The sequence below is a fragment of the Longimonas sp. genome, from assembly GCF_046498435.1.
Taxonomy (GTDB): domain Bacteria; phylum Bacteroidota; class Rhodothermia; order Rhodothermales; family Salinibacteraceae; genus Longimonas.
The window spans coordinates 1-13,406 of record NZ_JAWOAR010000112.1 but is presented as its reverse complement, the minus strand read 5'-3'; the positions used below and the strand labels follow the sequence as shown (position 1 = coordinate 13,406).

Below are 13,406 nucleotides of genomic sequence, written 5' to 3'. Positions count from 1 at the left end.
CTTTATTACTCTGAACCTTCGCTTTGAGCTGGTCTGAGTTCCTAGTGATCTCTATCGAACATAGGGTTTCTTCCATATCTTATCACCTTCGAGAATGGCGAAAGAGAAGGGGTATAAGTACCTTACGAGAGGTTCAAACGGATGGCAATACATAATGAGCGGAGCGAATTCACATCGTAATTTAGAGCAAGGCAGCAGCCTCTCGTTGCAAGGATATACCTGCTAAGATACTTTTTAGGTCTACTTAGCAATCAGCCTCCACGAAGCGTGTCATGGTGAGCGCAGTCGAACCATCTCCCGCTCGGTTGGCGGGTGCCTGGCGGGTGAGAGGTTGTGCCAGGCGACGAGGCGTGATCCTTCTGACCAAGGGCGTCAGGATGACTTGGGGGCGCGAACAACAACTCGGCATTGTGAGGCGCTCCCTCCTCTGTCGTCATGCTGAACGCAGTGAAGCATCTCAGGATGACCTGTTGGGAAGCAATGCCGCCACGCCTGCAAAGGGGCGTCTGCAAAGGAGCGCCTGCAAAGGAGCGCCTGGTATGGGGAGGCTCGTGCCAACCGTGCAGGACAGGCCATAGGCATCCGATTCGAGGGTTCCCTTAGCCCGAGCCATTAGGGAAGGGCCGGAGATGCGGGGATCGTGCCACCTGTGCGAGGTAGGCGTTGAGATCCTTCCTCCCGACGGCTGTCGGGAGTCAGGATGACGTTGGGGTGTAAGGTAAAGCAGCAAACCCCAAATCGCTCCCCTCTCCAGGGGAGCGGCTTCGGGCGATGCGTTTGCACCTGTTTCTTCCTGCGCTAAACACGGCGCGCCGTGTCCCTACACATTTGATTGTATTGATCCTGGGCCCAACGGTCCCCCGTTGGACCTGGTACCCGGACGCTCCCACACCCGCACCTGCACCGGTCCGTATGCCGGCGCCACGCTGCCCGATCTCCTCCTCGTCGCAAGGCTCCGCCTTGTGATGCCCCCATTCAGGGGCACTACAAGCATGACCCTTCGGGCCCCTCTGCCCGGTCCTCTTGCCGGGGACGCGAGCGATGCCACAAACACTGCCCGAGACGGGAAGGGTCCGTATACCCCCGCACGAACAGCGGTCGCTTCTACGGGGCTCTACAAGCCCTTCTCGCACTCTATCCAATATCGTAGAGATCGGCAGAAGCAGATTGGCCTCTCTCCAATGCAGAAAAAAAACCGCATTTGCAGCCGCCCAAGGCCGATTGAGGAAAAAGTTGGTAGATCCACTTGCAATTCTCCCTCCCGGACCACTATCATTGAAAACGCGGATGAAACCGGTTTCAAACATTTTTTTGTTTCAAAATGAAACCGGTTTCACCTGTAGCTGGCAGCACAGCACATTCCTTTTGGGGCCTGCACATTGGTGCAATCGGTCGCCATCTGGAAGCGCTTTGCTCTCACTGTTTTAACTTGCACCGTCGATCTTCCTTCTGCACGAGTCTCCGTAATGTCATGGTCTGGAAGAGGCTACTTCTGTTTACCGCCAGTTTCCTGCTCGCCGGATTTGGGGTAGGTGAGCCTGCCGCCTACGCCCAAACGGGCACGATCGCGGGTGCCGTCACCGAAGCCAGTACAGGCAACCCGCTACCGGGAGCCAACATCGTGCTTGAAGGAACGACCATCGGCACAAGCGCTGATGCCGAAGGCCGCTACACGATTGGCAATGTAGAGCCCGGCACGTACACCGTGCGCGCTACCTTCGTAGGCTATACCGCTTCGGTAGAAGAAGAGGTTACCGTAGAAGCGGACGAAACGACAACCGTCAATTTCGAAATGGAGGCGGGTAGTTCGCTCGACGAGATCGTCGTCATTGGCTACGGCGAGCAGCGGCGCGGCGATGTCACGTCCTCGGTCTCGTCTATCTCGGATGCAGACATTGCCGACCGGGGGCTTACCGATCCGTCGGAAGCGCTTCAGGGCACCATCCCCGGGCTCGTGGTCACCCAGAACTCGGGAAGTCCGGGCTCAGGCTTCAGCGTACGCGTCCGAGGCATCGCTTCGCCCGGAGATAACGAACCGCTCTACGTTGTTGATGGCCTTCCGCTTCCCGATCGGCCCGACTACCTGAATCCGAGCGACATTGCCTCCATCGACGTTGTCAAGGATGGCGCGGGGGCCGCGATCTACGGCACACAGGGAGCCAATGGTGTTATTCTCATCACGACCAAAAAGGGCGATGCAGGCGGTGAAACGATCGTGGACTTCTCCGCGCAGTACGGATCCTCCGAAGCGCAGCGTCAGATCGATATGCTGGAGGCCGCCGAGTACGCGACCCTCCGCAACGAAGCCGCAATTAACGCCGGGCAGGCCCCGGTATACGAGAATCCAGCATCGCTGCGTGGCGAATCAACCAACTGGCAAGACGAGATCTTTCAGACGGGTCTCTTCCAGAAATACAGCCTGGGTATTTCGGGCGGAGGCGAAGGCTTTAGCTATCGCATCAGCGGCGACTTTTCCGACGAAGGAGGCATCGTCAAAACCTCCGACAACCGGCAGATCAACTTCCGAGTCAACAGCGAATACACGTCCGATTCGGGATTGCTTACCGTGGGCGAGAACCTGTCGATTGGGCGGAGCTCGCGTAACAGCATTCCCGAAGGCGATGACGTGCGAAACTTCATGATCCAGACGCTTCAGTTTGCGCCCACCGAGCCGGTGCGCGATCCGGATCTGGAAACAACAGACAATTACACCTTCAGCCGATTTGGCAACAATGCTTTCAATCCGGTGGCCGTGCTCGACTTCAACAACCAGCGCGACGTGGCCACCCGGCTTGCCGGAAACGTGTTTGGCGAACTGAACCCCATTGAGGGGCTTCGTTTGAAAACCGACTTCGGACTCGATCTGCGCTACGGCGATGGCTACGGCTTTACGCCGACGTACGAGGTGAGTCCTGAGTTTACCAACGCGATCAACAGCGTGTCGCGCTTTACCGACCGCCGCTCCTCGATTGTATGGAGCAATACAGCTACGTACAACCGCGTCTTCAATCAGCATGACGTGACCGTGCTTGGCGGCACATCGGCCGAGTGGAATGCCTACGAGTTTATCGATGCGAACCGGACCGGGCTGCCCAACGACGACCCTTCGCTTCGCTACTTGCAGCAAGGGGATGAAAGCCAGGGGGCAACTGGCGACCTCGACCGCTCGCGTCTCTTGTCGTACTTCGGGCGTGTCAATTATGGATACGATAGCCGGTACCTCGTTACGCTCGTAGCGCGGTACGACGGATCCACCAGATTCGGGGAAAACAACCAGTTTGGCTTCTTCCCCTCGTTCTCGCTTGGATGGCGCCTCTCCGAAGAGGCCTTCATGGACGATGTCGAACTTGTCGATGAGTTGAAGCTACGGGGCGGATACGGCATCAACGGCAACGACGGCATTGGCGACTTCCTTTTCCTAACGGGAATCGAAGGCTTCCGTAATTACAACCTGGGACTGGAAGGAGATGTCTTTCCCGGTGCTACCGTTGCAGGCGCGGGCAATCCTGATCTGAAGTGGGAAGAGTCGCGCCAAACCACACTGGGCGTGGATGCCTCGCTCCTCGAGTCGCGCCTGGAGGTGACAGCAGACTACTTCGTCAAGAACACGGTGGACCTGCTGATTGGCGTACCGCAGCTCTCCACAAGCGGTGCGCAACGTTTCGGGCAGACCCAGAACGCGGGCGACATCCAAAACCGGGGCCTCGAGCTCTCGGTCGGGTGGAACGATGAAGCGCTCGATGGTGCGCTCACGTATCAGATCAGTGGCAACTTCTCCACGGTGTCGAACGAAGTGAAGAGCCTCGGCGCCAGCGATGATCTTCAGGGCGGCAACTACCGCCAGGGGCCGGTTACGCGCACAGTAGTTGGCGAGCCGATCGGCTCGTACTACGGCTACGTGACCGACGGTATCTTCCAAACCCAGGAAGAGGTCGATGAGCATGCGACTCAAGCTACAGGCACTGCGCCAGGCGACATCCGCTTCCGCGACTTGAACGGCGACGGCGTAATCAACGATGATGACCGCACGTTCATCGGCAATCCGTTTCCCGACTTTACCTATGGGTTCAACGGCAGCGTGGCCTACAAGGGCGTTGATCTTAACGTCTTCCTACAAGGCGTGTCGGGCAACGAGCTGTTTGCTGCCTACGAATTCTACACGCTCGGATCTGGCATCTTCAACCTGGAGGAGGATGCGCTTGATCGCTGGACGGGCCCCGGCACCAGCAACGACATGCCGCGCCTCACCGTGAACGACCCCAATCAGAATACGCGCATCTCCGACCGCTACGTGCGCGACGGATCGTACCTGCGCCTCAAAAACGTGACGCTCGGCTACACGCTGCCCGATCGGCTCTTTGAAGCGATGGGCACCTCGGTAGTGCGCAAAGCGCGCCTGTACGTAGGTGGGCAGAATCTACTCACGTTCACCGGCTACGACGGCCTCGACCCCGAAATTGGCGAGCGCAACGGCGTGCTCGACCGAGGCATCGACCGCGGTGTGTTTCCGCAAGCGCGCACCTACACCGTGGGCCTTGACTTCCAGTTTTAGGGGCATCGCATCCCAGCTATCGTGCCCCCGGCTACGTGCTGTAGCCCCAGCGCCGCATTGTTTCCGACTTCCTTCGACCTCGTACCGCGTACTCATGATTTTATCTGTGACTACGACCCCAACGAATCGCCTCTTTTCGTCCTTTGCCTCGTGTGCTCTTGCTCTGCTGGCTGCTACGCTTGTGCTTGTGGCAAGCGGATGCGATAGCATGCTCGACATTAAACCGCAAGGCGAGCAGACCTCGGCCAACTTCTTCACCACCGCCGATGATGCTGAGCGCGCTATTGCAGGGGCCTACTCGGCGATTCAGCAACAGAAACGTCAGACCTACCAGGGCGCTCCTGAGTTTCTGGCGGGATACGACATGGTATTCGGTGAAGTAGCCTCCGACAACGCGTTCAAGGGCGGTGAGAGCCAGAACGACCAGCCCGATATTGACGACGTGCAGACGTTCACGGTCAACCCGAACAATCTCTACATCACAAAAATGTGGAGCAGTCTCTACGAGGCTGTCACGCGGTCCAATCGGATTCTAAACAACGTGCCAGATATCGACATGGATGCCGACGAGCGCGACCGCATTCTGGCCGAGGCGCGCTTCATCCGGGCCTATGCCAACTTCTACCTGTTGCAAGCTTTCGGCATGGAGCCTGAAACGAACGATGGACCCGGCATCGTACTGCTGTCGGGCGAGGTCACGATCGGCGATGCCGACCAGTCGCGCTCGCCTGAGCCTGAGGTCTGGACACAGATCGAGGACGACCTGCAAGCTGCTGCTGATGTGCTTCCCACCAAGAGCGCGCTTGGCTCCTCGCAGTACGGACGCGCCACGCAGGGCGCTGCAAATACGCTACTGGTGAAAGCGCACATCTTCCAGCAAGAGTGGGGCCCCGCCGAAACGCTGGCCGAAGAGGTCATCAACTCCGGCGAATACCGCCTGGCCGACGACTTTAGCGGCATCTTCCGCACCAGTGGCGAGCACGGCCCCGGATCCATCTTCGAGATCAACTACGCTACGCTCGATAACCAACTCGAAGGCTACTATGGCAACGTGTATCAAGCCAGCCGCTCAACATGGGGATTTGGCTTCAAAAACCCGACGCAGGACCTGGTCGATGCCTTTGACAGCGACGACCCACGCCTCGACGCCACAGTCATTTTCGACGGTGAAACGATGCCCGACGGCACCGTTGTCGAGGGCAACAGTCGGTCCGGATATCACAACGAAAAAATCTGGATTCCGGAAGACGAGTACCCCCAGAACAACGGGCAAGGCATCTTTGCCGGACCGAGCAATGTGCGTTTTCTCCGCCTGGCCAACCTGCTGCTGTGGCATGCCGAAGCGGCCAATGAAAACGGCAATACCACCGCTGCACTCGAGTCGCTAAACCAGGTGCGGGCCCGCGCACGCCAGAATGCTGATGACCCCGACGGCGTGCTGCCCGACATCACTACAACCAGCCAGAGCGAACTGCGCGAGGCCATCTACCGCGAGCGGCGCCTGGAACTGGCAATGGAAGACTTGCGCTTCTTCGACCTGGTGCGCCAGGGCCGTGCCCCTGAGGTGTTGGGGGAGGATGGCTTTGTGGAAGGCACCCACGAACGCATGCCCATTCCCCAGCGCGAAATTGATCTGAGCGAGGGCGTGCTCGAACAGAATCCGGGCTATTAACACACGCAAGCGGCCTGCTGCTCCACCACTGCTCCGTCTTTCCACCCCGACTGTCTTGCTGTTATGAATATTACAACCCCGCTTTCATTGCCCTATCGAACGCCCCTGCTTAGCCTACTCATCGGCACGCTGGTGCTGTGCACAGGCACGCTGCTTGCCGGATGCGACCAGAGCGTGAACGACGATGGCGACGACTTTATCGCGCCCAACACATCGCGTGTGAGCTTTGAAGTTACGCCCGGCGCCGAGCCTCTTACCAAGCAGCTGACGCTCACCTACACCAGCTTGAACGAGGCGCCCCGTCCCGATGAAGTGCCCGAGCCGTTCACGATCGAAGTGGCCGAGGAGACAGGCGATCCCTCCGACGGCAGCACCACCTTCGACATCACGTTCAACCCACCCGATGAAATTGCCAGCTTTACGGAGCCGGTGCGGTTTGCGGCCGGAGCGCAATCTGCCATCATCCAGCTGTTTGGGTCGGTCGGATTCGATGATGAGCTCATTACCGACTATGCGGGCGAAGGAGTGGTCGACGACTTCTTTGGCTTCAACGGCATTGGAGCCAGTAACGTAGAAGGACAGCTTGCAATGGAAGGCGACGACACAGGCGGCCCGGGACAATTTCCGGGCGTGGCCCATGCGCTCAGCGAAACGATCGATGTGACCGACACACAGGTTCTCGTGGCCCGCATGCGCGTTACGGAGGAGAGCGCGGGCCCGGCTATCGTACGGATGGCGCTGAACACCAACGATGGTCCCGACGCCAACTCCAGCATCGACCCGCTTGTTAAGGAAGTGCCTGCCGATGGCGAGTACCGCGAGTACTACTTCGACTTCCGCGACAACTTCGTGCAGTTCGACGGCCAGCCTGCCGACCCAAGTGACGTTGCGGAGGTTGTGCTCCTCGTCAATGACGGAGGGTCGTTAGATGCCCTGGGCCGCTCCGATTCGTTCACCGGAACCGTCTTCGTAGATCGCCTGGCCCGACGCGATGACATTCCGGGCGAAGACGACGGCGGCAACACTGCGCCCACCGCACGCTTCAGCTTCGAGCCAAGTGAGCCCGAGGTCGGCGAAGCCATCGAGTTTACCGACGAATCGACCGACGATGGCACCATCACGGCCCGCGAGTGGGACTTCGACGACGGCACCACCGACACGGGCGAGATGCCCACCCACACTTACGATAGCACAGGCGATTACAACGTCTCGCTTACGGTGACCGACGACGAAGGCGAAACCGACACTTCCACGCAAACGGTCTCTGTCACCGACGGCGACGACGACGGCAGCAACGACTTCCGAGGCGACGACGACGGCGATGGCCGCATCATCTTCGACGACTTCGAAGATGGCTTGCAAGACGAGGAGTACTTCACGTTCCAGGGGCAGGGCGCGGGCATTGGGCTCGCCGAAAGTGGCGACGTGCCGATGGACAGCGACGGCTCTACAGCGCTTGAGGTTACCATCGACGGGGCAGAAGATGGATTCGCCGGCTTTGGAAAAGACTCTGACGGCATTGATGTGAGCGACCTGGGCGACGATCCTTACTTCACGATGTTCATCCAGGCCAATACGAGCGAGCCGTTTGAGCTGGAGGTCAACCTGCAAGAAGACCAAGACGGCAACGGCAGTTTTGATGGCGATGGCCCCGTTGATGACGAGTTCCAGTACAACTATCTCGTTGATCCCGATGCATCGGGCTATGCGCGTATCAGCATTCCGCTTAGTGCCTTCGAAGATGACAACAGCGTCAACGAGGGCGGCGACGGCGAGCTCTCCTCGCGTATTGCCAACCTGGTGTTCGCCGTGGGCAACACACCTACTGAAACGTTCACGTTTACCATCGACGACATCATCTATTCCGACCAGGACCTCAGCTCCGACGAAGGAGCTGTGCAAAGTGCCTGTGGCGATGAGTACGAGCTGTTTTTCGAGGATGATTTCGACGAACCCGACGAGGAGTTCTGGGATCGGGGCGACGCGACGTTCGACGGCAACCTGGCGTACTTCCGCCCTGAAAACATCACATACGAAGACAGCAAAATGATACTCAACCTGCGAGAGGAAGAGTATCAGGGGCGCTCCTACACCGGCGCCGAACTGCGAACCGATAACGAAGACGGGTTCTACGGCTACGGCTGCTACGAGGTGCGCATGAAGTCGGCCGGACCCAGCGGCACGGTGTCGTCCTTCTTTGGCTTTCGCTACAACCCGTGGCAAGAGATTGACATTGAGGTCGTGGGCAAGAACAACCAGGGGATGCTCACCAACATCTACTTCAACGAGGGGCCCGAAGGGGAGCCGAACAACGATGCGTATCAGACGCCTCCATTCCCTGAAAATGTGGGGCTAAGCTACGATGCCTCCGAAGAGTTCCACAACTACGCGTTTGAGTGGCTTCCGGGCGAGATCAAGTGGTACCGCGATGGCCAGCTTGTGAAGCAAGCGACCGTGGCAGGCGCCGATCCGAACGAGATTCCGGACATCGACATGCAGATCATGATGAATCTGTGGGTGTCGGATTCGCCCAGCTTTGCTGGAGAGGTCGACGACAGCAATTTCCCGGTGCGCTCCGAGTATGAATGGGTACGCTTCTACCGCCCCGTCAACTAACGAACGCGCCTGACTCGCGGCCTTCTCGTTCAACGCCCCCTGATCTTTTTTGGATATGCCCATGTATGACCCGGTCCCGCGCGCCTCGGCCTGGATCCCCATGTTCTCTCTTTTTATTGTGTTGCTTTTTAGCCCCTTAGCTGGCTGCACACAAACGCAGTCTACCACAGAACCGCAGGACGAATCAGCGGACGAGCCGGCGCCGCCTATATCGTCGAACGACCTGAGTCAGACTGGGGCACGGGCTGCCGACGATGGAGCCCCCATGCCGCTCGACCGCTCGGTGTCGCTGATGGAAGTCGGCGTTCACCCGATAGAATCGACCTCCGCATCCAGCCAAACGTTTATCGAGCAGGCCCTGTCCGATAGCACGGGCAGCCGCATCAGCAATCTGGATGCGCGGGTCGACTCGCTGCTTGCGCAGATGACGCTGGAAGAGAAGGTCGGCCAGATGACGCAGCTTGAGCTTGGCATGATCACAGACCGCGACACCTTCCCACAGCCCATCGATCCCGAAAAGCTGCGGCGCGTCATTCAGGAGTATCATGTAGGCTCCATCTTAAATGTCGTTGACACCGCTTTCCCCCTCGACCACTGGCACGAAGTGGTCCGCGCAGTGCAAGATGAAGCCGCAGAGACGCGCCTGGGTATCCCCGTGCTCTATGGCATCGACGCGATGCATGGCACCAACTACACGCAAGAAGCGATTCTCTTTCCGCACAGTCAGGGCATGGCCGCCACCTGGAATCTGGATCTGGCTGAGGAAGTTGGCGCGATTACCGCGCGCGATGTGCGAGCAAGCGGCATCCCATGGAACTTTGCGCCGGTGCTCGACGCGGGCCGCGATCCGCGCTGGCCACGGTTCTATGAGACGTTCGGGGAAGACGTGCATCTAACTACCGCGATGGGGCTCGCCATGAATCGCGGCATGCAGGGGCCCGACATTGGCGCGCCTGAGCGGGTGGCTACGTCGCTGAAGCACTTTGTGGGCTACTCAGGCTCTGAAAGCGGGCGCGACCGCACCCCGGCGCGCATCTCCGACATTGAGCTGCGCGAGCAGTATCTGCCGCAGTTTCAGGCGGCCGTTGAGGCCGGTGCAGCGTCTGTGATGGTCAACTCGGGCGAGGTGAACGGCGTCCCCGTGCACGCCAGCCACTTTTTGCTCACCGACGTGCTGCGCGAGGAACTGGGATTCGAAGGGCTGGTGCTTACCGACTGGCTGGACATCAAAAAGCTGGTATCGCTGCACCGCGTGGCCGAGAACGAGCGCGAAGCTACAAAGATGGCCATTGAGGCAGGCGTCGACATGAGCATGGTACCCTCGGATGTGTCATTCTTTGAGAATCTGACAGCACTCGTCGAAGATGGCGAAATTGCCGAATCCCGCATCGACGAATCGGTGCGGCGCATTCTGCGGCTGAAGTTTGCCCTCGGCCTCTTCGACGACCCGATGGCAGGTACGGAGCTGGCTGACGATGTGGGCAGCGACCGCGACCGCCACGTGGCACTACAGGCGGCGCACGAGTCCGTTACGCTGTTGCGCAATGACACGACTGATACCGAGGACAGCGCGCTGCTCCCGTTTTCGGGATCCGAACGCGTGCTCGTTACCGGTCCCACCGCGCACTCGATGCAGTCGCTCAATAACGGGTGGACGTACACCTGGCAGGGCGGAGGTGCTGCGCAAGATCTCTTTCACGAGGGACGCCCCACGCTCATGGAGGCGGTGCGCGAGCGCATCGGGTCTGACCAGATGACCTACGTACCTGGCAGCACGCTCACGCGTCCCGATCGTCTGGAGGAGGCCGTGTCAGCGGCGCAAGAGGCAGATGTTGCCGTGGTTGCGGTGGGCGAAGGCGCATACACCGAAACGGCGGGCAACCTCACGCACTCGCTCATGCTGCCCAATGCCCAGCGTGCTCTTGTGCAAGCCATCGCCGACACCGGAACGCCCGTTGTGCTTGTACTTGTGCAGGGGCGTCCGCGCACGCTTGGAGTCACGCACGAAGCCGCCGACGCCATCGTTACGGCGTACAACCCCGGCACCGAAGGCGGGCAGGCCCTGGCCGATGTGCTCTACGGCGACGTGAATCCGTCGGGCCATCTGCCGTACACCTACCCAAGCCGCCCCACCGGCTACGCGCTCTACGATCACAAGCCGAGCGAGCGCCTGGCTGCCGACTTCAGCGAAGAGGGCGCCGAGCCGCTCTTTCCGTTCGGATACGGCGAGTCGTACACTACCTTCGAGTACAGCCGCCTCACCCTCAACGACTCGACTCTAACAACGAGCGCGCTCCAAGACGGCGCAACCGTTGACGTAGAGGTGACGATCACCAACACGGGCGACCGCACCGGGCAAGATGTGGTGCAGCTCTACCTGAGCGACGAGGTAGCCTCCGTGACGCCCTCCGTGCGCAAGCTCAAGCGTTTTGCCAAGGTCGATCTGGAACCGGGCGCCTCCGAAACGCTGACGTTTCAGCTCACGCAAGACGATCTCAGCTTCATTGGCCGCGACGCCGCGCCGGTCGTTGAGCCGGGGCGATTCCGCATCCAAATCGATACCCTTGAGCGGACGTTCACCGTGAGCGGGGCGCCAATTCGGTAGCGCGAGGGATGCGCTCAGAGCCGGACCGTCATGCCAACGCTAAGGGTAGGGCGGGTGTTGGCGCTGTCGAGTACGCGGTCGGGCGCACAGAGGGGGATGTAAAGCTGTGCTCCGGTTCGCACGGCAAGCCGGGGTATAATCGTTAGATAGAGCCCCGCGTTCATTAGAACCGAGGGGAGCGTTGCGTCTCGAAACGTACCTCCGTCTCCTTTGAAGCAGCCGTCTTCAGGGCGACAGGCAGGCTCTTTTTGGGCATCCACATGATACACCCCGCCGCCGAGCATCAGGTACGGATTGATGCGACGGTGAGCATCTCGTATCAGAATGCTTGACGCAATCCCAACAGTACTGACTTGCGGCGTCTTGTTGTACGGGTCGCGGTCTTTCGGTGCGTGCAGCCCGTAGACTTCAAGGAGGATACGGCGCAACATGCCAGCAGGCCGGTACCCGATGCGTGCGGCGATCCCATATCCTGTGGTGGCCGTAGACATATTCATGAAACTTCGCTCCACCGAAATTTCCAGTGGACCCGGCGTAAGATCCGGGCGCGCTGCATCCTCGGACGCCTGCGATTCCGACGACTGGGCGCATAAGGGCAGCGTGAGTGCGAAAAGTCCGACCACGATAGTCAGCAGACGAAGCATGAGAGGCGGTGAGGTTGGGAGATGGAAATCGTGATTCCGGGGAGCGCAACTACTATGCGTCGTCGGTAATCCGAACGGTGACGACATCCGACTTCGATTCTTGAAGAACTGGCGGAACGGGGTCGTTCATGACGCGGCGCGCCTCTCGTGAAGTGATGTCGTAAAGGGTGCCATCGGCGCTGCGCACCGAATCTAATCTGAGTCGTGTGCCCATTTGTGGGTAATCACTTCGCATCGGGCCCTCTTCAAGGACTATGCGCCACGATTGCTGAAACGGGCGTTCCGCCCCAAAATCCGCCGATACCGAATCGGTAGATAGATCAGGCGGCATTGTCTTCGTGCATCACCAGTAGTGGGACAGCGAACATTAACTACGGTGTAACTTGAAGCGCACAAGAAGTATATGGAGGAGGGCTGTCCAAAGTCAAGAAGGCGTACGCGATTGCAGCGCGTGCATGATGCCTCGTTGCGAGGCTCTGCTGAGGATGGAAGTAAGCGTGAACGGGTGGATGAAAAAGCCCCCCCTTTCATCCCTACATCCATTCATCCCCACACAAGGCCGACTGACGACGTCCATCCGGTGTCGTGCAGAGAAGCGGTCCCACAACGGGGGCAACCGGATTGGGTATGACGCAAGAAATAGCGGACGTCTGAGTATGCGTCGTGCTATGCATCTGATCGCTTTTGAACATACAGAAATGCTTGTTTATGCCCCCACTACTGCTGTGTCACAGGTCATTCTGTAGGTTAAACCAAGATGGATACGTGTGCCGTGCCGTCCCGAAAAGTTCCTGCTAAACGCCAAGGAGATGGTTCGACTGCGCTCACCATGACAGGCTTCGCGGGGGCTGATTGCAGAGCAACCATCAAAATGAGGGTTGACACAGCACTACTGCTCTGTCAAGGATAATTTTTCGGGTTGTGTGATAGTATGGAATCCCTCCCCCTAAATCCCCCTCCTCCGAGGGGGACTTGGGAAGGGGCACCTCACAGTTCCTTCCTCCCCGGGGAGGAAGGGTAGGATGGAGGGGAAAATACGCATCTGAACCCAACCTTTCAGGGTTGACACAGCACTACACCGTCATCCCAGACGGAGCGGAGCGACGATCTGGGATCCATGCCCCAATGGAGAGATGCGTTAGCGGAGTGCGTTCGCCTTCAAACGGCGAATGGATTACTTCGTGCGTACCACAGGCATGACCTTCGGCCCTCGCTTCGCTCGGCTCCGGATCTGCGGCGCCAGGGGCGCCTTCCCTGTCCTGAACTTGATTCAGGATCTGGATGACAGGCGTTGGGGGGCTGGGCGACTTCTGAACC

General features: G+C 59.2%; 6 protein-coding genes. 4 read left to right on the top strand and 2 right to left on the bottom strand.

Going from position 1 to position 13,406, the window contains the following annotated elements; translation table 11 throughout:
* The first annotated feature begins 1,471 nt into the window (after positions 1 to 1,471).
* From R6U20_RS04475 to R6U20_RS04460, 4 genes are all read left to right on the top strand, one after another.
* Positions 1,472 to 4,552, top strand: coding sequence for a SusC/RagA family TonB-linked outer membrane protein (locus tag R6U20_RS04475; protein ID WP_410336669.1), 3,081 nt, complete (start codon positions 1,472 to 1,474; stop codon positions 4,550 to 4,552).
* 106 nt (positions 4,553 to 4,658) lie between these two features.
* Positions 4,659 to 6,224 carry a RagB/SusD family nutrient uptake outer membrane protein gene (locus tag R6U20_RS04470; protein WP_410336668.1) on the top strand — a complete coding sequence of 522 codons (1,566 nt, stop codon included), beginning with the start codon at positions 4,659 to 4,661 and terminating at the stop codon, positions 6,222 to 6,224.
* 63 nt (positions 6,225 to 6,287) lie between these two features.
* On the top strand, positions 6,288 to 8,840 hold the full coding sequence (locus R6U20_RS04465) for a family 16 glycosylhydrolase (RefSeq protein ID WP_410336667.1): 2,553 nt from the start codon (positions 6,288 to 6,290) through the stop codon (positions 8,838 to 8,840).
* 55 nt (positions 8,841 to 8,895) lie between these two features.
* Positions 8,896 to 11,445 (top strand): glycoside hydrolase family 3 N-terminal domain-containing protein, encoded by a 2,550-nt coding sequence (locus R6U20_RS04460; protein WP_410336666.1) that lies wholly within the window; start codon positions 8,896 to 8,898, stop codon positions 11,443 to 11,445.
* Positions 11,446 to 11,459: 14 nt separating this feature from the next.
* Here the strand turns inward: R6U20_RS04460 and R6U20_RS04455 are convergent, their stop codons facing one another.
* Complete coding sequence (locus R6U20_RS04455) at positions 11,460 to 12,089, bottom strand: hypothetical protein (protein WP_410336665.1); 630 nt, start codon at positions 12,087 to 12,089, stop codon at positions 11,460 to 11,462.
* 52 nt (positions 12,090 to 12,141) lie between these two features.
* Positions 12,142 to 12,420 (bottom strand): hypothetical protein, encoded by a 279-nt coding sequence (locus R6U20_RS04450; protein WP_410336664.1) that lies wholly within the window; start codon positions 12,418 to 12,420, stop codon positions 12,142 to 12,144.
* Between the last annotated feature and the right edge of the window lie 986 nt (positions 12,421 to 13,406).

What these genes read in the sequence shown, in the direction of transcription:
- R6U20_RS04475 (WP_410336669.1), top strand. Translation starts at nt 1,472, where the DNA reads ATGGTCTGGAAGAGGCTACTTCTGTTTACCGCCAGTTTCCTGCTCGCC.
- R6U20_RS04465 (WP_410336667.1), top strand. Translation starts at nt 6,288, where the DNA reads ATGAATATTACAACCCCGCTTTCATTGCCCTATCGAACGCCCCTGCTT.
- R6U20_RS04460 (WP_410336666.1), top strand. Translation starts at nt 8,896, where the DNA reads ATGCCCATGTATGACCCGGTCCCGCGCGCCTCGGCCTGGATCCCCATG.
- R6U20_RS04455 (WP_410336665.1), bottom strand. Translation starts at nt 12,089, where the DNA reads ATGCTTCGTCTGCTGACTATCGTGGTCGGACTTTTCGCACTCACGCTG.
- R6U20_RS04450 (WP_410336664.1), bottom strand. Translation starts at nt 12,420, where the DNA reads ATGCCGCCTGATCTATCTACCGATTCGGTATCGGCGGATTTTGGGGCG.